Here is a 22,753-nt window from a genome sequence, read left to right on the forward strand (position 1 = left end):
TCAGTTGATTGATTTCTGGTCGCCGCTGTCCCCTGAGGATTACTACTTTACGAATCTTAAAGTAGCGGTTAGGCTCGTGGGAGATCAGCTAGGGAGGCAAAAATGTCCGAGCAATTCGACTCAGCGCGAGCGCTGTTCGAGTCCGAGCAGGCTTCACGCCGAATCGGCAGCCATCACCGCAGTGCCTCATCCCGTGGGCGTTCACTTACGCTCTCGTCGGTGGCAGTGGTGGTCGCGGCGGCTGGTTATGCAGTAATGGGGTTCGTCGAGCCTGGCTGGGTCTGGTTGCCCGCCGCTGTAGCGATTCTGGCGATATGCGCGATTCTGTTGATAGGCAAGTCGATTGGTGTCCCATTGCCACCGGGACGGGACTCCTCCGGGTCGACCACCGTCGGAACGGTGTTGATCGGCGTCGCCACGATCGCTCTTTGTATAGCGCCCCATGGCTTGATACTGGCGGTCGCATCCGGTGCGTTGGTACTGGCCGGCGCAGGTATCGTCGCCGTCGTCCCGGTGTTGGTGTCGGTGCGCGGAGTGCGAACGTCGTGACGGTCGATCATCCACGGCACCAACTCGATCGAGCACTGACCCAGCCGATTCGACTGTCGATTCTGGCGGCTGCGTCGAGGGAAGGTGTGGCTGCGGTGGAGTTCAAGATCCTCGCATCGGCACTTCAGATCAGTGATTCTCTACTTTCTCAACATGTGTCAGCTCTCGAAGCGGCCGGGTACGTTGCGGTAGAGAAGGGTCGAACCGCTCGGTACTCGCGCACATGGATACGGGCCACCGACCGCGGACGTACCGCGCTCGGTGAACACATGCAAGCCCTGCAGGACATCATCAAGTTCGTACCGGAAGGTGAGCAACCCACATGACTTCTCCCGTCGACACCATTACTGCAACTGTCTCTGTGAAGCCAGCGTGGGTGAATACGTGGTTTCACGCGTTGTTCACCAAACCTGGCCTCGAAGTCGATGGGCGCGGCCACGAATTGAACTGGGGCACCAACGACGTCGAGATCCCGTCTACCGCCAACCGAATCGGCGTCTACTTTCACTACCGAGGTCGGCCCGCGCAGCGCCTCGCATTGAGCGAAAAGCTACTCGACCATCGAATCGGTAGTCGCATCACTGCACGCCTGGGAGTGCGAAACTCTGCACAGTTCAACATCATCGAGCCGTAGAAATCCCAATAGCGAGGTTTCACGTCAGTCGTCCCATTCGGATCGTTTGTCTCGTTAATTAGTCCTTCGTAAAGGTTTACACCCGCCTGTCTCGTCGTTAGTATCAGCTTGTTCGGTTTGTTTTGTTCGCCGACGGACTGTCCATCGGCGAACCGGCCAGGCGACCCGCATGTGCCGTTGCTGCGTAGGCATGGTGGGGAAATCGGTGCGCGATAGCAGTTGCGTGGAGCTGCGTAGTCGGCACGGTCTGGGGTGGTCCACGCGGTCATCGGCGTGGCAAATCGAGCGCTCGAGTCGGCGAACCCGTCGATCGAAGCCGCCTCGGCGTCGCCCGCCGGTATAGGGGTCTCGTCGAAACACACCCTTCGAGGATGAATTGTGTTCCCACGTAAAGTTAAAGTCGCCGCCGCTATTGCCGCCCCGCTGGTGGTCCTGAGTCTCGGGGCAGTAGGGACTGCTCAGGCCTTGACCGTTCACGACGCGCCGGTGCAGGCCGCATCGGCGACCGGTCCGAAGCAGGATAAATACACCGACCAGGACGTGGTGGGGCTACTCGCGCTCGCCAGCGGCCGTGCGGCGCAGGACCATCCGGACGTCGCCGCCAAATTCAAGGTCGAAGGAGCACCTACCGCCACTGACGAACAGATCGGCCAACTCACCGATGCCCTGGTCTCTGTCGATCCGAACTTCCACTCCTCGGTGACCCACGCCGTTCAGGCGAACGATCCCTACCAGGCTCAGAAGGGTATCGACACCATCTCGGCTGATCTGAAGACGTTGGCCGCGCAAAGTGGCGCGAGTGAGTCCGGCGGAGATGTCCATACCGACGGATTTTTCTACCACGACTCCAACATCGCTGTAGAGATCAATGTGGCCGGCGTCCTCAACGCAGTCGGGTACGCCAACGTCGCAGCTGCGACCGAAGTAGGGGTCGTGCTCTACGTCGTCCCCGATGCGATCTCCTACGGCTTCGACCTGAATCGAAAGGGCGACTTCGAGCGAACCGAGACTGCTGCGTTGGTGACCTCAGCGCTCTGAGACCCGTCAACGCTTTCGCCCCTGGGTGCGTTGCCTCGATCCCGCTTCGATCCGTGCACCGCACCCAGGGGTGGTCGACCCATCCGATCAGCCACGTCCGAGCATGAGAGCCCGCCATGACAGACGTTCGACCCGAGCTGCACCAGATCGACGAGGCAACAGCGAGCACAATCGAGGCCGGTCGCGGCGAGTACTCGACTTCTATTGGGGCGCAACGTCGGCCACCGAAGGTGCTGATTGTTCTGCTCTTCGTGGTCGCCGCGGCAGTAGTAGTCGGCGGTTTCGCCTTCGCCATAGTCTTCACACTGCCCAGCAACGTCTTGTTCACACGCGACGGCGATCACCCCGTCCGGACGGCGTTCAACGCATTGGATCCACAGGACTGGGCATTCTTCACCCGCGATCCGGAAGGAACCCAGGTCGGTGCCTACACCGTCGACAGTGCCGATGCTGTCTACAGCCTGATGAAGACCCCACAGGGAGCGGTGACCAACCTCTACGGGCTATCGCGCACCCAACGGGCGCAAGGCCCCGAACTCGGGTTCCTCAACGCCGCCGTCCGAACCTGGTTGCCCTGCGACGACCCAACGGCCACATGCATTGTCACCGCTGCCGAGTCTGTTCCGGACGAGGTGACGAGCAACTCACCGATACCGACCGTCTGTGGAGACGTCGTCCTGACCGAAGAGCACACCACACCCTGGAGCTTCCGACGTCTCACGGACGAATATCGGAAAGTCACCGCAACCGCGCACCTGAATGTGCAGTGCTCATGATGACCACCGCTCGGCTCGAGACCGCAGGCACCATCAACGACACAGTGGAGTACGTCTACCGAAAAGTCTCCGAGCACGATCCTCGCAACAGGTGGTTCGGGACCGGCCGCACCGTCCTGGCGCTAGCTCAGCTGTCGATCCTGCTCTTCACCACCCCAGCTGCGTTGATGGTGCCGGTGATCGGACAGAACGATGCTCCGCATTGCGCCGGAGTGCAGAGCGCATCTCTGTACTGCCTCGGACACGACGCCATCCCACTGGAGTGGCGACACTGGGGCATGGCCGCAATCCTGCTGCTGGTGGCCACAGGGTGGCGTCCCCGAGTGACCGCACTCCCACATGCCTGGGTCGCCTACTCGATCGCCGGCAGCATCGCACTGCCCGACGGTGGCGAATCGGTCGTGCGCATCGTCTGCATCCTGATCGTCCCCCTTGCCCTCCTCGACGACAGAGGCTGGCATTGGCAACACCCCACCACCGAACCCAACCGGTGGATTCAACCCCTCTCGTACGCATGCCTGCTCGCGCTGCGACTGCAGCTGGCCTTCATCTACTTCGACAGTGCGATCAGCAAGTTCGGTGTCTCGGACTGGGTCAACGGGACCGCCGAGTACTATTTCCTGCGCGACAACGCATTCGGAGCAAGCTACCCACTCGAACCGATGCTGATCTGGACCTCGAACATACCGGCATTGGTGATCTCGATGACCTGGGGAGCACTGGTCATCGAACTGCTGATCGGAATCCTGTTTCTAGGCACGAGACGATGGCGCAAAGTGGGCCTGACACTCGACATCGTGCTACACGTCGGGATCATCGCGACCATGGGACTGTGGAGCTTCTCCACGATCATGATCGGATCCGCGATCATCGCCGCGATGCCCACCCGCCGGCGCACCACATTCTCGACGGACGGCACACGATCAACCCTCGACGTGAGCGAGCTCGATCGCGACCGAAGCCGCCGCCCCGATGTCACAGACCCCATCACCGCTACAGCGGGCCCTCCCGAAGCCATCGGGTCGGACGAGCGATGACGACCCAATCCACTCACCACGCCAGCCGCGACACGCGCCATCAGTGGCTGTTGATCGACACCCTCGGACCGCACGAACACACCGTGGTGGGAGTGGGCGACACCTCACGCCGGGCAACTCCACTACAGAAGTTTCTCCGCGGTTCCCACCGCACCGCGGCACTCGATGCGGTCCGCTCGGCATCCGATACGGGACGACGTCACGACGTCACGGCCGGCCGCAAGAGGGTGACCGCCGAGCCGATCCTCGATCACCGCGGTCGTACACGAGCTGTGTGGCTGCTCATTTCACCTGTCGAGGAGGCATCTGCAGCTCCGCCGTCCGCTCACGCCTTCGAATGGAATCTCACGCGAGGAACCGCAATCACGATGGCAGCGCCCCACCACGGCCGACAGCGTACTGTTGCCGACGCCATCGAGCCACATGATCTCGGCGTCGACGCCGCCCCAGCTCTGGGACACCTCGTGGCCGCACACGCCGACACAGCAGTGCAACTGACCACAGTGAAGGCCACTGCAGACCATGCGCAGCGCCGAGTGAACGTGACCGGTCGCATTCGCCTCGACCGCGCGACAGGAGACCGTGTGTTCCACGGCCTCTCGCACGACCTCGGACCCTCCCCGCTGCCACCCCAGAGCGCCGCTACTCACTTGTCGGACCTCATCGTTCACTCGCTCTTACGTCCCCAAGAACACCTTGCGATCGTCGATCCCGCCACGCTGATGTTGCTGGTTTGGCACACCGCACCGCCGCCCGGACTGGCGTGGAGAAGCATCGCCACTAAAGCGCGGCCCGTCATACACCCCGAAGACCTGCCGTGCGCACGACTTCTGGCGACAGCCGTACAACAACCTGCGGCCACTGCTCGAACGCCAGAGACAATTCGGTTGCTCCACGAAACCGGCCACTACGAGAAGTACGAAATCAGAGCTGCCCCATTGCCTCTGGGTGCGAAAGCGCGCGCAGCATTGGTCACCGTACGCAGAGTGGGTGAGGTCGGAGCCGGTAGCTCCGCAGATGTCGTGTTATACGACAACACCTTTCCGACCGCGGCATACTGTTCGCCGTGACCTTGAACGACGTCGATGAGGTTCTCTCAGGCCGTCGGCCACGGCGGTATCGAGCAGGGAGGGGCCGTATCTGGTCGATTACCATCGAAACCACCGTTCACGGACGCGGCATCACACAGCGCACCCACGTTTCGGCGAGCAGATTACTGCGCTGCAGGCCCGCCGGCGCGGACATGTCTGTCGCCCACCGGCCGCACAGGCGAGCGGTCGTGCATTTGACCAGCGAACTGTGAGAGAACTGGCCCGTGACCTTCGAGCCACTTAGCTCTATTCGACCCGCTTCAGCAACAGCGACGGACAGGCGAGAGATCGGAAGGTCTCGCGATGGACGTCAAGGCCCCTGGGCTTCTTCACGCATGGGCGAAAACTGGACGGGGACAGTGGATTTGCTGCCTAAGTTTCAAAATTCCGATCGGCAACGGCAAGGGGTACCTTCAGCTCGATCACCAATGGTGCCCCGCCGACGCCGCCCAGCCCGTCGAGTAGCTACCGGAGCGGGGTGTTCGGGCTGGCCGATCAGTCTTGTTCTGTAATCGGTGTTTTCCGATGGGCAAGTGCGTTACTCATCAACGCATCCATCCATTCCCGTGTCATGTCCAAGCCTGAGTGGTTTTCCAGCAGTTCAGCTGCGGTAGCCGCCACCTTCTGTGAGAAGAGAGCCAGAATGCTGATTGACTCGTGCGCCACCAGAGTCGTCACCACATTCAGTGCGTCACCACGCGCTCGCTGCAAGGCGTACGGCTCGTCCGCGTCGAGCTGCAAGTCCTTCAGGAGCTCTCTAGCGCCTTCCCAATTAGGCTTTTTGTGGGCGTGCGCGTACGCGCCCAACACTCGATTCCAAGCCGACAGTCGACCCCACCCGGCGGCCTCTATCCACCGCTGAGGCTTGTTGTGCACGGATTCTTCAAGGCGCTCCGCTTTCGCCGGTTTCGTCCGGTGGACCCTGGATCGAGCGATTTGCTCTAGCGTGCATCGAAGCGAAGCCATCGCCCGGTCGTCGTCTTCCAACCACAACCAGTATGCGGACCGCAACGTCGACGACACCAGAGCCAGGGGAGTCGATGCTGCTGGTATCAGAGGACCGTTGCGTGTCCACAGAGCAGCAAGAGCCGCCAACTCGGCAACCACGATGTAGTTCGTCCCGCGCGAGGCCACCGAGTCAATGTTGAAATCGTCGCCTAGTTCGTCTCGCTCGGCGGCGAGGGCTCGTAGCGCAAACGATGCACTCGCCTGGCGATGAGCGCCGAAGGCTAACGTCGCAAGCTCGTCGTCCCGATACAAGCGACCTGCGGGCCGATGATTCCAGGCCAGCGACTCGTACGTGGATCGTTGATCGTCTAGGTAGCGAACAAACACCGGCAAGAGGCCTTCATCGGGCGACAATGGCATGACGGTAGGCAATCTCGGCAGTACGAACGATGACGAATACGGGAGGGCATCGTCTGGTGGTTCTTCACCCGCGACGTCAGCCGAAGGCCGTACGGCAAGGTTGATACTTGCTATCAACGTCACGGCGTCCTCGGGATCGCCCTGCCGATACAGGCCAGCAGCCGTCATGTATTGAATCTGGGTAAGGCTCAAGCTCAACGCATCCGCTATGCAGTCCACCGCGCCGTATACGACACTTGGTACATCGAATCTGCTCAGGAGCGCGGCCGACTCCCACCACATGGCTTCCTCGAAGAGTCGCGCATGCATTATTTCGCTGAGAACGCCGTAGACGACGGCTGGGCATACTTCACGTCCGTTCGCCAGGACGACGTGCTTATGAGGCGCGGTTGGCTCCTCTGTGCTTGCGGAGCTGTCGTCGCCCTCGATATCTTGCGCAGTAGTCGGGTCTGCGTCGCCCTCGATGTTGGATGATTCCGGCGGTGCGCCAGGATTTGGCATGCGCTCGGCGTATGCGGTCCACGCACGCGCAATGAAGTCCTCCACTTTTTCAGACGGATGTTGCTCGACTCCGACGACAGGTGCCATGACCGCAGTCCATCGTTCGAGTTGTTGTCGGGCGATCGTGGCAGCGGCCACCACTTGTCCTGCGAGAAGCAGTCGGGTGGCCGCGACGCAGCTGTCCACTCCCCAGCCGAGGTCGTGAGGCCATTTGCCATAATAGGCTGACGGTGCGCGATCCAAAGTAAGGTTCAGCTTGCGATGCGCGATATCCAGTATTGCTATCGGTGCCAGAAAAAGGATTGCTTCGAATCGGAATCCATCCGGCAGCTTCTCCGTGTTCTTCATCCTGACGTTGTGGCGCGCAATCAGAGTCTCGGCCAATCGATCGGGTCCAGATCCGCACATGCGCTCGTAATCGCGCACGTTGGTGCCGACTCGCCGTCCACGGTCATCTTTGCGCTTCGCTTTGCGTTCTGCGCTGCTCAGATGGTCCATATCGCCAGGCGACGGAATGCTTGCTCTGTCCATTCGTGCAGCCTACGAGGTCGAGCAATGCTAGGTCGCCGAATGCAGTCAGCCAGCTGTAGAGTGGTCCCAGCATGCACGACGCCTCCGGGGTGATTGAGGCGAGGTCTTGAATCGTTTTGGCCGGTGATCCGGGAAGTGCTATCGCAGGTATCGAAGCGGTCAATTCCGTAAGGTCTGCCGGGCAGCGGCGCGGCAGAATTGATGCGACAATAGGACTACTTAAAGTATCTGCCTTCTACTCTTCGCAGAGTTCGTTATCATCGTTTGGAGGAATGGGTTGCTCAAGCGAAAAGGTGAATTACCTGCTATAATTGGTGGATGCCGGAAAAGCATCGGTAAATCTATTGAATGGAGGACCTATTTGAATCGTGATAGATAAATTATACACCTTAGCGGCGATCATTGTTGCCGTGACAGAAGTAATTAAGGCAACAACGGGATTGGTTGTAGCAGCGTCTACATTGATCCCTTCGATATTAATGTTGATTTGCATTATTTCGGCGCTTTAATCGATGGAAAGACCCGTCACTCGACCTAGGGTGGCGGGTTTTCTGTATCTGTAATGTCAGTTGTCATGGTCGTGTTTTCGTTTCGGTCGGTCAGTGGTTAAGAATGCTGGTCGTGGCGACTTCGGCCAAGACGTCAATCAGGTGCTGACAGACAGAATAGGCCTATAAAATTCTAAATCCCACGCACGTTACAGCGTTCCGAGCAGTTCCATCCAGGGACAAAGCCGAGAGGTCAACCGGCCGGTGAACTAGCGAGTTCCTGAACGGGTAGTCGAACTGGAGTAGTTTGCGATCCGTTGGGTCAGCTGTTCTGCGACCGCCTCGGTGGAGGCGGGGTTCTGTCCGGTGATGAGGGTGTCGGTGATTTCGATGTGCTGCTGCCACGGGTGTCCTGCGGTGTACGTGCCGCCCCGGCGCCGGATTTCCTGCTCGACGGTGAAGGGGAGCGTGCCGAGCAGTCCTACATCGGCTTCCTCTTGGTCCGAGAAACTCGTCATCGTCAGGGCTGCATACGGCCACGTTGCTCCGGATGCGGTGTCGGCAAGCAACGCCGCAGTTCCATGGCAGACCGTCGCGATCGGGGTCCCCTCCCGTCGGAGCGCGCGGAGAAACTCTCCAACGTGAGAGTTCTTGTGCAGGTCCACCACTGGCCCGTAGCCGCCGGGCACAAAGATCCCGTCGACGGTAGAGGGGTCAACCGTTTCGAGCGCGGCCGGCGCGCGCAAATTCTCGCTCAGACCGGATAGGTACGTTCTGTACCCGTCAGGGTCTGGGCTGTGAGGGGCGTGCATGCTGTCGGGTTCGACGTGCGCAGCGCCGCCGCCGGGTGTCGCGATGATCGTCCGTATGTTTGCGGCCGTGAAGATTCGATGGGCTGTGATGAACTCTTCGGCCCAGAAGCCGCATGGTCGAGTGGAGCCGTCATTGAGCGTCAGGATGTGGGCTTCGGACAGCAGGATCGTGATGGTCGACGTTGGTGTCACCGTTGTGCGTCTTTCTCTTCGCGGTAGAGACCGAGGGCGGTCATCGCGGGCGCGTCGTTGAACTCGAACAGCACGGCTGGAATGTCGGTGTCGTTGACGTAGCTGACAGTCGACCACGATGGAACGGCGATGCTGTCTCCTTCGCTGCACCGGAACGGCTTTCCGTCGACGTGGATGGTGGACAACCCTTGTGCCCCGATCAAGACGGCGGAAGCGGTGCGCCGCATCGGTTGTGTTCGGATCCCTGCAGGTAGGAGTGTGAATGCAGCATCGATGACCGGTGTGACAGGGTCGTGGGTTCCTTCTGCGTGCAGGGTGTGTCGGTATGCGTGGTGCGGGTCGGCCTCGTGGGTCCGCTGTTGCTCACCGAGGGCGCGAAGTACGTTGTCCCACTTGTAGAGCAGCGGCTCGCTCAGGTTTCGGTGGTGTCTGTCCTGCGCGAAAATGTGGGGCTCGAGGTGGGTGTTGTCGGTGTGGAGCTCGAACTGTGTCGCGGCGAGGGCGGCGACGAGGGGGTCGTTGGTGCAGTCCTGCCAGATGGCGGGGGAGTCGGTGGGGCTGTCGTTGCCGTGCTCATGCCATTCGCCGGCGGGGGTGATCACCACGTCGCGAGGCTCGAGATACATCTTGGTTCCACCGACGGCCGTCCATGCCCCGTCACCCTCGTGCATGTAGCGCAGGGCCGTCGGCGCGTGCCGATGCGGGGTCATACCTTCACCGCGGTTGATGATCTGCAGCCCCGAATAGAGATATCCGACGGCGGCCTCGCGGGCATGGCCCGGATTGGCGAGGGTCAGTACCCGTAGAGCTGCTCGGTCGCCCTTGACCATGTCGGCTGCCGCGATCGCGAGCGGTCGAAGCTCGGCATAACTCCAGTGCACGGCATGGGAGTCGGGGGCCGGGGCCCACGGCAAGTTCTCGTTGGCCGCGGACCACCGCCCGATGGCGGATATTGCTGCCGCCTTCTCGTGCAGCATGGCCTCGGTGGAAATGGTGGTGGTCACGACGCGGATACCTCCTGTTGGGTGACGGTCACTGAAGCGAGTGGACGGGGTGTGCCGACGACGGCGTCGGCTGCCTCGGTGAGCTCGGCAACCAGTTGGTCGATGTGGTCGGCAGTGGTGTGGATGTTGCCGATGGACACTCGGATGACGTAGTGGCCGTTGAGCTCGGAGTGGGAGAGCAGCGTCCGGTGGGTGCTGTTGACGGTCTCGAGGATCTTCCGCGTCGCCTGTCCGTCGGCAGAGGAGATCCGGAGGCAGAGCAAGGGGAGCGGCGAATCGTTCGCGAGATGCCACCGCGGGTCTGCGGCAAGGGCGTCTCGCAGCCTCGTCGCCAGGGTGAGACTGTGTTCGAGTCGAGTTCGGATGCCTCGTATTCCGAAGGCGCGCAGGGTCCACCACAGTTTCAGAGCTCGGAATTGTCGCCCAAGGTTGAGGGTGTAATTCATGTAGTCGATACCGCCGGTGGTGTCGGTACGCAGGTATTCGGGAACCAGTGTGAAGGCGGCTTCGAGTGCTCCGGGGTGACGGCAGAACAGTGCCCCGCACTCCATAGGGGTGAAGAGCACTTTGTGTGGGTTGGCGACGAGAGAATCGGCGGCCGCGAGTGACGGAAGGACCTGCGCGATGGCCGGGGCTATGCGCCAGAAGCCTCCGTACGCGGCGTCGACGTGCAGCCACACTCGGTGGTCGCGGCACACGGCCGCAATCGCCTCGACCGGGTCGAGAGCACCTGAAGTGGTCGTACCGACGGTGGCGACAACAGCGATCGGTGTGTAACCGTCCGCGACGTCCGATCCAATGCGAGTCGACAGAGCAGCAGGATCGAGTTGGCCGCTAGCGTCGGTGGGTAGGCGTACGACATTGTCGAGCCCGATGCCGAGAGCGATCGCAGCTTTGTCGACCGACGAGTGGGCCTGGTCGGAGGTGTAGATCCGGCCGGGTTTCTGGCCGGATGTTCCGTGATGTCGAACCTCGGGCTGTGCCCGGTGGCGGGCGGCGGCCAACGCGTAGAACGTGCCCAGTGATGCACCGTCGACGAGCAGTGCGTCTGCGGCGGGGTAGTCGAGCAGTTCGGCGAGCCATCTGGTGACGGTGTCTTCGACGGCGGCAGCCGAGGGCGCGCTCTTCCACAACATGACGTTGACGTTCAATGCCGCAGCGGTCATCTCGGCGAGGATGGCCGGTCCGGAGGAACTGTTGCTGAAGTAGGCGTGGAATCGTGGATGGTTCCAGTGCGTCAAATGCGGAACGACGTTGTTCCAGGTGTCGTCGAGTATGTCGGCGAAATCTGTTGCCTCGGATGGCAGCTCGCTGTCGATCGCGTCGGCGACATCGGCCGCATCGGCCGGCGTCGTGACGGGCACGTCGTCGAGCGCGGCGAAGTGTCGACATATTCGATCGAGGGTGTCGGTGCCGAAGGCTTTGAGCTGCTCGGGAGTCCAGTCGCCAGTCGGCTTTGTTGGGTCGGGGGTCATTCGACGTCGACCGGCAGCTCGTGGGCGAAGACGACCTCGCGGGGGCGTTCGCAGTACCGGCGGTAGAAATCTTCGAGTAGTGGCGTCTCCGATTCGATGAGGTGCGTGGCGTGCTCGGCGCTTTCCCAGGGGTAGGTCATCGTTACGCGTTGGGGGTCCGATGCGTGCTGGAAGAAGCGCGCGTGGCCCGCCCACCCCGGGTGGTGGTGTGCGTTGTCGTCGAGGAGTTCGTCCATTTCTTGCAGGACCGAGAGGGCGTTCTCGGCCGCTTCGGCGGTCAGGTGCCAGGTTTCGATGACGGTGATCATGAGAGGGCGAAGCCTTTCTGTTTCAGTTGCTCTGACCGGTGCTGTCGAAGTGCTCTTGCAGCAGTGAATCGCCGCCGGGGACGAATCGTTGGCAGATGAGTTGGTGGGCGCGCCGGTTCTCGGCCTGGCTCTTCCAGAGCCGTCGTGCGGAATCTGCTGCGACGCCGGGAAGTTCAGCCGTCTTGAGTGTTGTACGGACGATCTTGGCGCGGGTGAGCATCACGTCGTGATCCCGGTTGAACACGGCGGAGAACCCGGGTTCGAGCCAGGGCGGTTCCATGGATGGCCGGACGAAGTCACGGTAGATCTCCGGTGAGAAATCGGACGCGTACCGCATGCTCTCGGTCGCCCCGGCGTAGAGAGTCCCTAGTTCGGTGAGTTGGTGGGCGAGAGCGGGCCACTGCTTGTTTGCAAGGCACTCCAGCACTGCCGCGAGCCGGCTGTTCATGGATATGACGAACAGGTGGAACAGGTGGTGGCCCTTCTTCCAGCGTGTGATCGCTTGTCGTGCAGCGTCGTTGGGAGCCTGCGGGGTGCGATCGTCCGTGCTGTGGTCTGCCGGCGCTGCCAGCGGGGAAGGATCTCGTCCCTGTGCGGCCACAGCTGCTGCGGCGGAGGCGTCGCCGACGACTACGGCCAGGGCGTCGAGTAGGCGGAGTCGTGAGTCGTTGTCCAGAGTGGACTGCGGCAGATCTGTGGTGATGGCGGTGACGACGGTCAGTGCGCTGACCGCCCACGCGTGCGGGTCGGCGCTGCGGGAGATCCTGAAGTAGGTGTCGTATTCGGCGCTGCGGGCGACGGGGATGGTGCTATCGGTGGGTAGGACGACTCGATCGATGCTCGTCGGAGATGGGGTCATGAAGGCCTCTTCCGTGGCTTGAAGTGGAGTCAGGGTGGTGGGGGTGTCGGGTTGCGGTCCAGACGGCTCCGACGACGACGGCGGCTCCGGCCAGTTGAATCCAGGTGGGTCGCTCGCTGAGGACAACGAATCCGAACGCGATAGCCAGCACAGGCTGCAGCAGGAGTAAGGCCGCGACGGTATTAGCCGCCAGCGATCGGGATCCCGAACTGATGAACAGCCAGGCGGCAACCTGTCCGAGCAAAGCGAGCGCGATCATCCATCCCCACGCGGCCGCGGAGATGTCGAGATCGAGGTCTCCGAGGCCTGCCGAGACAATGCCGGCAGTGACCGTTGCCGATGCGGTGGCCACACAGATCGGGGTGACCAGATGGCTGGGGCTTCGCTGGGTGGAGCGGCGGTTCAGGAACAGGTAGGCCGCGTACGCGGCACCGGCGGAGATTCCCAGGATGGACCCGCGGAGCGCGTTGTCGGCTCCTGTTCCGCCGATGAGTCCGCCGGCGAGTGCAACGCCGAGCAGCATGCAAGGCACCGCCATGAGGAATCGTCGGGGGATTGCGGTTCGATCGACGACGAGCGCGATCAGCGGCAGCACGACGACCTGGACATTGATAAGGACGGTGGCGATCGAGGCACCGACGTCGAGGATGCTCGCGGTCCACATCACGTAGTCCGCTCCGAGGAAGACTCCGGCACCAATGGCCATGGGATACAACCTCGTCGGCATTGCGCCGCGTCGGTGAAGTTCCCACAGCGCCATCGGAACGAGAGCCGCCAGCGCGATAAGACATCGTAGAAATGCCGCCGTCCCCGAGGTGACATCGGCGAGTTTGACGAAGGTGGCGGACAGCGACAGCGACGCGGCACCGGCGATGACCAGCGCCGCATTCCCGCCCACCCCCCGATCGGCGGCGTCAGCTCTCGGTATCGCGGTTCTGGTCACCTGGTCAAGGCAACCAGTTACAAACCGATAAGTCTACTAGCCAGTTCTACCGCTAAAACAGTAGTATCACTTATATGTTGTCGTGGGATCGGATGAAAGTTTTCGCCGCAGTAGCCGAACAAGGTTCTGTCACTCGAGCTGCAGAATCTTTACACCTCACCGGACCTGGAGTGTCGCAACACATCCGCAAGTTGGAGAAGGAAGCCGGCACCACCCTGGTCGAGAGAGAGGGAAGGTCGATACGGCTGACCCCCGCCGGTCGCGCACTGGCGACACGTGCGGCCGCCATGTCCGCTCTCGCCGAAGCCGCAGAAGACGACCTTGCCTCGATCGATACCGACGTTGCCGGAGCGCTGAGAGTAGGCGCGGTCGCAAGTGCATTACGTCGGCTGGTGGTCCCAGCTCTGGCAGACCTCGCTCGCACGTATCCACTGCTGCGCCCCGAGGTCGTCGACGGAGAAGGAATCGATTTGCTCGACCGCCTCCAGCACCGCACCCTCGATCTCGTCGTCTTCGAGTCCTGGGACCATCGGCCGGCGACGGTCCCCGCAGGTATCGACGTCCACACCCTCCACACCGAGGATGTACACCTCGCGGTACCGATCGAGGATAGCCGTGAGATGGCAACCCTCTCCGGCGAAACGGAATCGATCTGGACGGTATGCCCATCAGGGTCGGATGCGCACTCCGCGCTCGTGCACGCATTGCGCGAAGCTGGAGTCGAACCGACGATCCGCTACGAGGTGTCCGACTATTCGACCCAACTGGCCCTCGTCGAAGCAGGTCTGGCCGTCGCGCTGGTTCCGGACACCGCGCGAGTCCGAACGGCCGGGGTGCGGTATCTGCCGACCGAGCCGGCCGTGACGCGTTCGTTGCGTGCGGCGAGCTCGACCCGAATCCCGGCTGTCGGCGCGCTCCTGAATGCGATGAACGTGATTCTCGCAGGCTGATTCCGCGGCCGACCTGCACCCGTAACGCTCGGTTCTCAGGACTGCTCAAAAGGTAACGGGCAGGCATATGACATCTGCGAAACAGGTTGTATGGCAGTGATTGTCAGGGCGCAGGTATGCGCTAGATCCGGGTTCACGGCCACCGGAAGCGCGGGAGATCGCGAATGCTGAACGTCGGCAGGGCGACGGTGGTGGCCGAACACTGTCCGACACGCCCGTGGGATCAAGCTTCGTAGAATTCCCCTATTCGGGGAATTCTACGTTCCGTTCAAGACCTCCGCCATCGGTGCCACAATCGTTACGGTGCGGCGATGAACAGCATCACGCCCCATGAAATGACCCCACTCAGCCCGATTGCATCGGCAGGTTTGCTCGGACGAGCGGCGACGACGTGCTGAACTTCTGCTCCCTGGTAGTGGCAGTCACTGCCGTTATAGCGATCCGTTCCTTCACGGAGTTCCGATCCAGGCGGGTCACGATAGCCGTCTTCCTCGCGGTGTTTCTGCTCTTCAGGTTCGGTGTTCCTCGTCTTACGCCGTTCATCGGATGGCTGCTCGGTTTGTCCACCGAGTAACGGTGCGGGCCAAACGTGCAGAGCTGGCCCGCTGGCCGGGAGAGAAAGGAGAGTGATGTCGAGCGGTATCGTGCATCGAACGATCGATTAAAGGGTGGGTGCGAGTTGTGAGCTGCAGCGAACAGGGTTCGTTCGAGGACATCGTGCCGGGGCTTTTCAAGACCTCGAACGGCATCGCCGACGACGCCGTGAACGGGTGTCCGGGGTACAAATCGCCCCAGGTCCAGCAAGTGACTGGGGTAACGTACCGCCAGCTCGACTACTGGGCCCGTACAGGGCTTGTGTCACCGTCGATCCGCGCTGCATCCGGTTCGGGATCGCAAAGGATGTATGCCTTCTCCGATATCGTGGTGGTCAAAGTGATTCGTCGCCTGCTCGAGGCCGGAGTGTCTTTGCAAAATGTACGCATTGCGATCGAGTGCCTGCGTGCGCGTGACGCCCAGGGTCTGGCATCTGTGACCCTGCTCTGCGACGGTATTTCGGTGTACGAGTGCACATCTGACGACGAGATTGTGGACTTGTTACGCGGTGGGCAGGGCGTGTTCGGCATCGCGCTCGGGCATACAGTCGCGGACGTGGCTGCCGATATCCGTGCGCTCCCTGCAGTCGCTGCGGGAAGCGGCAAGGTCGCCGGGATCGACGAACTGCGATCGCGACGCGACCGCAGGACCGCTTGAAATCGACTACGGAATGAGTAGACACCCTCGGACCAACCATATGGTCCATGCAATGAATTTCGCTGCTTCCGACACGTGGGACCTGATGGAGACGGGAATTGCAGGCGGCATCGGACCTGGAGAAGAGACGCTCACCGATCTCAATTTGATTCGGTTGCAGACTCACATTCCGTCGTTGCGAGTGACGAAGTTCGACAAGGCTGTCGAAGCGGGAAACGGCGCAGATTGGGAGTGGTGGATCGGTTCTTCGGCCGAGGAGCGGTGGATCAAGCTCCGAATTCAAGCGAAACGCGCAAGTCACGATGCCGACATGTACGAGCAGCTCGGACACACAGTGAAGGGAGTCAAGCAATACGACAACCTGATCTTCAAGAGCCTGACCGAAGATGCAATTCCGCTGTACGTCTTTTTCAACGGGTGGCCCGAGGACAGGTTTCTCGTGGGAGGCCACTATCACGATGCGATCGCACAAAACCTCAGAGCGGTGCACGGTGGGCACGTTCCGTACCCGTTGTGGGGCTCGTTGGACTGGGGGTGTGCAATAGCCGCGGCGCAGAAAGTCAAAGCGATCCACGGCGATCCATCGGTATCGGACTTCCCGGCGGCTCTCATCCCCAGGAGACGCCGCAAAAACAAGCGCTACATCCCCCGCTATCTCGTGCACTCGACCCCCTGGGCATACCTCCTGCACTCCGGATCTGGAGGCGCGACACCCACAATTCGACAGGTGGCCGAAAATCTTCACCATATGGAGGGAAACAGATCGCCGCTCACCGACGACGCCTTCGAGGAAATGACCCATCCTCTGCCGTCAAGAGCAGCCGAGCAGGCCGCCTACAACGGCGGGTTCTCGATCCGGAAATCTCTCACCACAGTCGATGAAGCGCGCCATGCTGAACGTCTCGTCACCGCGAGGGAATTCGCTCGCGAGATCGGCAGAGACGATCTCGTGGGTCGGATGCTGAACCTGACAGATGAGACCGAGCGGACAGGACCGGGATATCGACTGTTGTTGGAGCTCAACCCTGAAAGCTCATTTTTCATGAGCCAGGGATAGCGGCGGTCGCCGGATGTGAGATCTCCTGGTTCGACACGAAAAAGTAGTCGGAGGCCACCGTGTGGTGTGCCTCCGACTCACCCTGTGCAATCTCAGTACCAGGAATGCTACACGCGCACAGTCGATATGGCGATCTACACGAACTCGCGTATTCGAGGGAGCACTGCGGCGATCTCCTCGAACAGGCTCGGCCAACCTCGACGCAGACGAGTGACCCTGCCCGATTCGAGAAAATTTCCGTCGAGAATGTGTGAAACCCGCAGATTCGCTGCAGGTGCGCCCAGCGCGGCCAGTTTGGCGTAGACAGGGTTGCTCGGAAGCTCGTGCTGATGGGAATAGGCCAGCACATCGTCCGCGGACCAGTCCCACACCGGACCATAGGCCACAGTTCCATCGTTGCGGCGAACCGTCCCCCCGTGGTGTCGACGCTGCTCCGCTTTGTTGCTGCAGCAGCTCGCGCCTTGGCAGCGCTCGTTGATCTCACGTGCGAGAGCGGAGTAGTACATCGACCACCTGCCGGTTCCTTTCCTGGATTCGTCTGCCCGCACGCCCCAGACCTCCCCGTCACCGAATTTGGTGTGCGCAGCCCGGGCAGGCTGCGCAATCAAGGTCTCGAAGCCTCGCGCGGGTACATGAGCCGACGGGCTACCGCCGTGGTCCCATTCCCCGGTCCGGGCCATCACAGTCAACAGCGTTGGTTCAGCGCGAATGATGTGCAGGTCCAGTCCCAGCTTCGTCGCAATCTGCTCGACGTAGGCGTAGGTCTCGGGGTATTCGAGACCGGAATCGAAAAAAGCTACCGGGACATCTGGGTCCGCCTGACGGGCGAGATCAACAGCAACGACGGAATCCTTTCCACCGCTGAATGCGACGTACCCATCGAATTCGTCGAGGTGTTCGGCCACGCGATCGACGATCGTCGAAATGTCATGTCGCGAGGATCGAAGGGACCGCAGGCGAGTGAGATCGAGGCCGTCGAAATCGTTGCTACGCACCGCCACAACGATAGTCGGGACACGGACACTTCAGACTGGACGAAGCAGAAGCTGCTACCCCGAACAGGCGGAATTACCGGTTACACAATGGGCGTCCGTGTGGTCGCTCGGCAGCAGTTTTCGGGTTGTTCGAGGTGTCCGGTGCCGGTGTTATGTTCGCCCGGATATCGTCCGTTGAATGAGCAAGAGGAAGAGGTGGCGACCGATGAGTCCCACAGAGTCCGACCCAGGCAGCGCGTTGCCCCGGTGGGTAGTTGATCCGTCGGCGGCGAACAATGCGACCGATCAGTCGAACGATTCCGAGCCAGAAGGGGGGTCGGAAGATCGCCACGATGGGCAGGACAGTGACCTCCTCCAGGACTCAGGTGCAGGTCAGCCAGAACCCGCCCGTGAACAGCCTGTAGCCAGCGAATTCGTGCCAATCGACGCACCCAGAATCGCAGCCGACAACGCTGATGAAAACGTGTCAAAAAACGTACCCCAAGCCCGGTCCAAAGTCGCATCCGAAATCGTGCCGAGAGACCGGCCCAGCGCCGCACCCAGCAGCTCCCCCTCGGCGAGCCAGCCCAATTCTGGTGCTCATCGACCCACCTCGGAGCCGGCCCCACGGCCGCCGCGCGTCAACGATGGTCAGGTACCAATACCGGACCGGCCCTCGGCCTGGCCAGGGCAGGGCGGCTCCGCACCCGCTGTTGAGCAATGGCACACCAACAAGTCGGCCGGCAGTTCAGCACCGACATCTCACCCGGAGCCAACAAGCGCCCCCGACTCTCCGGCAGTGACAGCTCATCGCCCCTTCACCTCGCAGCCCGTTCAGTTGGTAGAACCAGTGCCCACAGCAATTCCGACAGCAAGGCCGACAGCAGCTGTTGCCCCTCCGCGGTCGATCGACGAACTGGAGCTGATCCGCCGTGCGCAACTGCCACCTAGCAAAGGTTGGCGACGATGGCTCTACCGACTCTCCTTCGGTTCAGCCAATCCCGGCCAGTCGCCGGCTGAACTCGAGTACGAGCAGCTCCTGCGCCGCGTACGGCAACCGGTTCGAGGGAACTACAAGATCGCAGTCCTCTCCATGAAGGGCGGGGTCGGAAAAACAACCACGACAACAGGGCTTGGATCGACCTTCGCAGCACTGCGGGGCGACCGCGTCATTGCCTATGACGCCAACCCAGATTTCGGGACGCTCGCGTACCGCATTCACCGAGACAGTGACCGCACAGTGCGAGACTTGCTCGCGGACAAAGAAGTACACAGCTACTCCGACGTACGGAGCTACACCTCGCAAGCGCGAAGCAGGCTCGAAGTTCTTGCAAGCGAGCGTGATCCGTCCGTTTCCGAAGCATTCAACGAGCACGACTACACCGCCGCACTGCGCATCCTCGAACAGTTCTACAACATCATCTTGACCGATTGCGGCACCGGTCTCATGAACTCGGCCATGGCAGGCGTCCTCAAAGAAGCCGACGCACTGGTCCTGGTCTCCTCCGCAGCCAAGGACGGAGCACGCAGCGCTGGGGCGACCCTCGAATGGCTGTCGCGACACGGCTTCGACGACCTGGTCAAACGCACCGTCGTCGTCATCAACGAATCACGGAAGGGCTCGACCGCCCTCGATGTCGAGCAACTCAAGTCCTACTTCGCAGAACGCACTCGCGCCGTCCAGGTCGTCCCGTACGACGACCACCTTGCCGAAGGCGACACCATCGATCTCGAGTTACTGGGCAAGCCTGCACAACGCGCGTTCGTTGAGCTGGCTGCTCTGCTCGCCGACGACTTTCCTGCCAACGTCGGCCGGCACGCACCAGCGCCCGGCCCGAGTCCTTGGTGAGTTGGACTGTGCCGGTGAAAGTTGGCCTGTCCGTAGTGTCCGGGCGCGCCGTTAGAGTACAGATATGGCCGAACTATCAAGGGGCAGAGCAGCGCTCGACGTTGTGACGACCGCCTACGAGGCCGCGACAGGATTTGCGGTTTCGTGGCCACCAACCGGAGTTTCAGGTGACTCCGCGTGCGCGCGGTGCGGTGGCGCGACAGAAGGTTCCGGACGGCGAGTGCGTGAGACTGTGTCGAGAACGTTCACCGGGTTCGACGGGTGGGTAGACGTTGCGGCTCCTACGATGTGTCGCGTCTGCGTTTGGGTGTACACGACAACGGCACTTCGCTCGGACCTCCTGCTGGTCACCAGCGATCCACGGCGTGCCACGAAATTGTCGAAGACCCGCTTACGTCGCGTTCTGGGACAAGCGATCTCTCCGACGTCCGCCGTCGTCGTTCCGTTACGTCCTGGGCGCAAGCACATTCTTCCTCATGCCCGGTGGGGTCGGGTCGCCGTCGACGACATCGCGCTTCCATGGACAGAGCACGACGCGGAACGCCTGAGCGCAGTCGTGCGATTGCGACGGCGAGGGTTCTCCCTGGCCGCCCTTGCGCGCGCAGCGCCGGCATTCAGCACGCTCAAGAACATTCCGCATCGAACGTGGACGTCTGTGTTCGCGGATTGGGACAGCCTCGATCCGTGGCGAGAGCGGCCTGTGTACCTCGACCTCGCAGCGACGGCTTCAACGTCAACCAGAGGCACGGCATGACCCCGATCAGAGCTACGACACCGACCCAAACCTGGCTGGACGCAGCCAGCTTCCTGCCGCCCGTCACCGGTGCAGCAGCAATAGCCGAACGACTGTTGCTGCTGCTGCACTACGGAATCAACTGGGACACCGGGTGGGTGGGACGCCGGAGAGAGCTGTACTGGGACCACCACCTGCCAGACCGAGTCCGGGTCGCGACATACACCGGCGGAGCCGACCTCGATCGATGGTGGAGCACCGTGGCAACCGATCTCGAGTCAGCGCCGTCGACGAAAGAACAACGCCTCGAACTATCGGTCCTTCTACGCGAGGAATCGATACCGGTCCTGACCCTCTTACGGGAAAACACCACCGCCCTCGTACTCCGAACACGGATCGTGGCCGAAGCTGTTCAAGCGCGCCGGGCCACCACAGCGACTGCTACATCGCCCAGGAGGCAGAAGTGACCTCGACCCTGCGCTGGCAGCTCGACATCACAGCGGTCTCGGCGATCTCGCACCGCGGTGAACACAGCGCCACCACAACGACCTTGTTCCGGCGCGAAAAAATACTGCAGCCCAACGGTTCCGCAGCCTTGGTTCCGATTGTGTCCGGCAACTCCTTCCGAGGGGCGCTCCGGCGGATCGGAGAGGAGCTATTACGGGACGCCCTTGCATACGAAGGGCTTCTCAGCTTGTCTGCAGCTCACACACTTCGGAACGGGGGCAGCCTGACCAAGGTCACCGGAGAGCCACTGTCCGGCGAACGGCTCCACCGGCTCCGTACATTGAACCCACAGGTCAGCGTCTTTGGCGGCAGCGGCGGCGGTCGAATGATCGACGGCTGTCTCCGCGTGGGCAAAGTGATTCCGCACGTCCTCGAAACCGACCACCTCATGAGCCGTCCCGCACCTGACCGTGCTGTCTTGAGCCAATTCGACACCATGGCGCTCGAACGATACAGCCGGTTCGACGATTCCACCGATCATGACTTCCCCACAGTCGCCCGAACCGACGCAGCCACCGTCGACGGTAGCTCTCTGATGCGTTACGAGATCGAAACACTGCCTGCCGGTACACGATTCGAGTCCTTCTTGCGTCTCGATCGCGCAACCGATCTGGACGTGGCCTTCTTCTCCGACGTCGTCGGCAGGTTCGTCGAGTCCGGAACCATCGGCGGGCGTACAGCTATCGGACACGGTCTCGTCCGCACCAGCTTCGAGCGGACCCTTCTCGCCGGCGACGACCCGAAGGAGCTCGACTGGCGAACCCATCTTCGAGAGCGCCGTGAGGAGGCGCTGGAAGTCATGGAGGCGCTGACGTGATGAGGCCGTTTGAGGTGAAAGCACACCTGGCGGTCGGACTTGCGCATGCAGCTCCATGGGCGACGAGCCTCGATGGCTTGCTCGCATCCGAGATGTGGGAAGACGAGAAAGCCGCTGCTCGGGGCCGCGGACAGTACCTCGAAGCCGCCGGCCCCGACGAAGTGCCCGCCGATCTGGATCTGCCACTCGCTCGGTGCACTCTGGGGGGAGGCGACGACTGGCATTGGTGCGCTACATACGCCTATCCCGAAGACCCGGTCGACGCCCCGGAAATCCATCACTGGAGCGGACGCCCCGACCACCGTGCGCTCGAGCAACTCTCGAGGTACCGACCATCGGTCATCTCCGACCGGCAGGGCCGATATCGCGCACGCCAGATGCCGCTCCTACTGACCTCCACGCGGACTGTGCTCTGGCGAGGTGTCGGCGACATCGACCGGGTGAGCGCAACCCTGGCATCGATCGATGCAATCGGGAAGAAGCGCAGCCAGGGTGAGGGGCAGGTGCTGAGATGGGAAGTGCATCCCGTCGACATCGATGCCTGGTCGGCCGGCCACCTCCATCCGAACGGCCACCTCGGTCGCCTGAGCCCACGGATCTGTCTGCAGGGCAAACCAACAGTCGAAACAGGCGGTTTGGGCCGAGGCGCGATACGGCCACCGCACATGCACTGGTCGAGAATGCGCGAGGTATGCATGCCATGGACACCCCAGTGACCCGTGAATCGGCACCGGAAACGTTGCGGGACAGCAACTTGTCGGAGTCGAACGCCATACTGACAACTATGCGAATCCGAACCCTCGATGGTCCACCGCTACCTGCCGAAATCTTGGCCCATGCGGCGCGCGCGGTCGTTCTTGCGGACCTTCTCGCCGGCCAAGACATCTCCTGCGGCGAGAAGCTTTCAGCGAGGAGCGACGCAAGTCGAGACGCTTCAACAATCAACCGCGGTTGACCGCGCCGACTATAACGGGGTCGGCATCACCGGGCAGGTTTGACCGGCGACTCG

At 61.8% G+C, this 22,753-nt stretch carries 22 protein-coding genes; 14 read left to right on the forward strand and 8 right to left on the reverse strand.

All coding sequences use genetic code 11. The annotated features are described in order from the left end of the window. Positions 1-102: 102 nt before the first annotated feature. The 7 genes from CH274_RS29520 (at position 103) to CH274_RS21035 (ending at position 5,104) form a co-directional block, all read left to right on the forward strand. Positions 103-549 (forward strand): hypothetical protein, encoded by a 447-nt coding sequence (locus tag CH274_RS29520; protein WP_206539365.1) that lies wholly within the window; start codon positions 103-105, stop codon positions 547-549. Then, the gene (locus CH274_RS29525; protein ID WP_032364819.1) at positions 546-875 is read left to right on the forward strand and encodes a transcriptional regulator; all 330 of its coding nucleotides are present in this window, start codon (positions 546-548) and stop codon (positions 873-875) included. Before CH274_RS29520 ends, CH274_RS29525 begins: the two co-directional genes overlap by 4 nt. 50 nt (positions 876-925) lie before the next feature. Next, the gene (locus CH274_RS21015) at positions 926-1,183 is read left to right on the forward strand and encodes a hypothetical protein (protein WP_143544376.1); all 258 of its coding nucleotides are present in this window, start codon (positions 926-928) and stop codon (positions 1,181-1,183) included. Positions 1,184-1,561: 378 nt separating this feature from the next. Beyond that, complete coding sequence (locus CH274_RS21020) at positions 1,562-2,221, forward strand: hypothetical protein (protein WP_141215920.1); 660 nt, start codon at positions 1,562-1,564, stop codon at positions 2,219-2,221. A 116-nt stretch (positions 2,222-2,337) separates the two neighbouring features. After that, the gene (locus tag CH274_RS21025) at positions 2,338-2,997 is read left to right on the forward strand and encodes an SdpA family antimicrobial peptide system protein (protein ID WP_052049294.1); all 660 of its coding nucleotides are present in this window, start codon (positions 2,338-2,340) and stop codon (positions 2,995-2,997) included. Then, positions 2,994-4,034 carry a sporulation-delaying protein SdpB family protein gene (locus CH274_RS21030; RefSeq protein ID WP_141214631.1) on the forward strand — a complete coding sequence of 347 codons (1,041 nt, stop codon included), beginning with the start codon at positions 2,994-2,996 and terminating at the stop codon, positions 4,032-4,034. The genes CH274_RS21025 and CH274_RS21030 overlap by 4 nt, the downstream gene beginning before the upstream one ends. Then, positions 4,031-5,104: a GAF domain-containing protein gene (locus CH274_RS21035; RefSeq protein WP_032364822.1), complete on the forward strand. Its 1,074-nt coding sequence runs from the start codon at positions 4,031-4,033 to the stop codon at positions 5,102-5,104. Before CH274_RS21030 ends, CH274_RS21035 begins: the two co-directional genes overlap by 4 nt. A gap of 516 nt (positions 5,105-5,620) precedes the next feature. On the opposite strand, the gene CH274_RS21040 is transcribed toward CH274_RS21035, so the two are convergent. The 7 genes from CH274_RS21040 to CH274_RS21070 all read right to left on the reverse strand — a co-directional run bounded on the left by CH274_RS21040 (position 5,621) and on the right by CH274_RS21070 (position 13,606). Then, positions 5,621-7,525, reverse strand: coding sequence for a hypothetical protein (locus CH274_RS21040; RefSeq protein WP_032364823.1), 1,905 nt, complete (start codon positions 7,523-7,525; stop codon positions 5,621-5,623). A gap of 757 nt (positions 7,526-8,282) precedes the next feature. Next, positions 8,283-9,017: a type 1 glutamine amidotransferase domain-containing protein gene (locus tag CH274_RS21045; protein ID WP_052049296.1), complete on the reverse strand. Its 735-nt coding sequence runs from the start codon at positions 9,015-9,017 to the stop codon at positions 8,283-8,285. Further along, entirely contained in the window at positions 9,014-10,021 is a 1,008-nt protein-coding gene (locus CH274_RS21050; protein WP_052049297.1) for a cupin domain-containing protein, read from the reverse strand. Before CH274_RS21050 ends, CH274_RS21045 begins: the two co-directional genes overlap by 4 nt. After that, positions 10,018-11,496 carry a pyridoxal phosphate-dependent decarboxylase family protein gene (locus tag CH274_RS21055; RefSeq protein ID WP_052049298.1) on the reverse strand — a complete coding sequence of 493 codons (1,479 nt, stop codon included), beginning with the start codon at positions 11,494-11,496 and terminating at the stop codon, positions 10,018-10,020. Before CH274_RS21055 ends, CH274_RS21050 begins: the two co-directional genes overlap by 4 nt. Beyond that, a complete protein-coding gene (locus CH274_RS21060) occupies positions 11,493-11,804 on the reverse strand; it encodes a hypothetical protein (protein WP_032364824.1) in 312 nt (103 codons plus the stop codon). The genes CH274_RS21055 and CH274_RS21060 overlap by 4 nt, the downstream gene beginning before the upstream one ends. Positions 11,805-11,826: 22 nt before the next feature. Continuing rightward, complete coding sequence (locus CH274_RS21065; protein WP_052049299.1) at positions 11,827-12,663, reverse strand: hypothetical protein; 837 nt, start codon at positions 12,661-12,663, stop codon at positions 11,827-11,829. Then, entirely contained in the window at positions 12,614-13,606 is a 993-nt protein-coding gene (locus CH274_RS21070) for a DMT family transporter (protein ID WP_230591638.1), read from the reverse strand. Before CH274_RS21070 ends, CH274_RS21065 begins: the two co-directional genes overlap by 50 nt. A gap of 92 nt (positions 13,607-13,698) precedes the next feature. On the opposite strand from CH274_RS21070, the gene CH274_RS21075 reads away from it, so the two are divergent. From CH274_RS21075 to CH274_RS21090, 3 genes are all read left to right on the forward strand, one after another. Continuing rightward, the gene (locus CH274_RS21075; RefSeq protein WP_176460259.1) at positions 13,699-14,556 is read left to right on the forward strand and encodes a LysR family transcriptional regulator; all 858 of its coding nucleotides are present in this window, start codon (positions 13,699-13,701) and stop codon (positions 14,554-14,556) included. 681 nt (positions 14,557-15,237) lie between these two features. Further along, the gene (locus CH274_RS21085) at positions 15,238-15,807 is read left to right on the forward strand and encodes a MerR family transcriptional regulator (RefSeq protein ID WP_303396048.1); all 570 of its coding nucleotides are present in this window, start codon (positions 15,238-15,240) and stop codon (positions 15,805-15,807) included. Between the two features lie 52 nt (positions 15,808-15,859). Next, on the forward strand, positions 15,860-16,864 hold the full coding sequence (locus tag CH274_RS21090; protein ID WP_141215919.1) for a DUF6615 family protein: 1,005 nt from the start codon (positions 15,860-15,862) through the stop codon (positions 16,862-16,864). Positions 16,865-16,998: 134 nt separating this feature from the next. Here the strand turns inward: CH274_RS21090 and CH274_RS21095 are convergent, their stop codons facing one another. Continuing rightward, entirely contained in the window at positions 16,999-17,865 is an 867-nt protein-coding gene (locus tag CH274_RS21095; RefSeq protein ID WP_052049301.1) for a phosphoadenosine phosphosulfate reductase domain-containing protein, read from the reverse strand. A gap of 1,066 nt (positions 17,866-18,931) precedes the next feature. Between CH274_RS21095 and CH274_RS30095 the strand changes: the two genes are divergently transcribed. From CH274_RS30095 to CH274_RS21120, 4 genes are all read left to right on the forward strand, one after another. Then, positions 18,932-19,687 (forward strand): MinD/ParA family ATP-binding protein, encoded by a 756-nt coding sequence (locus CH274_RS30095; protein WP_441344163.1) that lies wholly within the window; start codon positions 18,932-18,934, stop codon positions 19,685-19,687. Positions 19,688-20,437: 750 nt separating this feature from the next. Next, the gene (locus tag CH274_RS21110) at positions 20,438-20,887 is read left to right on the forward strand and encodes a hypothetical protein (protein WP_032364830.1); all 450 of its coding nucleotides are present in this window, start codon (positions 20,438-20,440) and stop codon (positions 20,885-20,887) included. Then, the gene (locus CH274_RS21115; protein WP_032364831.1) at positions 20,884-21,744 is read left to right on the forward strand and encodes a hypothetical protein; all 861 of its coding nucleotides are present in this window, start codon (positions 20,884-20,886) and stop codon (positions 21,742-21,744) included. Before CH274_RS21110 ends, CH274_RS21115 begins: the two co-directional genes overlap by 4 nt. Beyond that, a complete protein-coding gene (locus CH274_RS21120; protein ID WP_032364832.1) occupies positions 21,744-22,460 on the forward strand; it encodes a hypothetical protein in 717 nt (238 codons plus the stop codon). Before CH274_RS21115 ends, CH274_RS21120 begins: the two co-directional genes overlap by 1 nt. Positions 22,461-22,753 lie beyond the last annotated feature (293 nt).

It is taken from the genome of Rhodococcus sp. 06-418-5 (assembly GCF_002258285.1).
Lineage (GTDB): Bacteria > Actinomycetota > Actinomycetes > Mycobacteriales > Mycobacteriaceae > Rhodococcoides.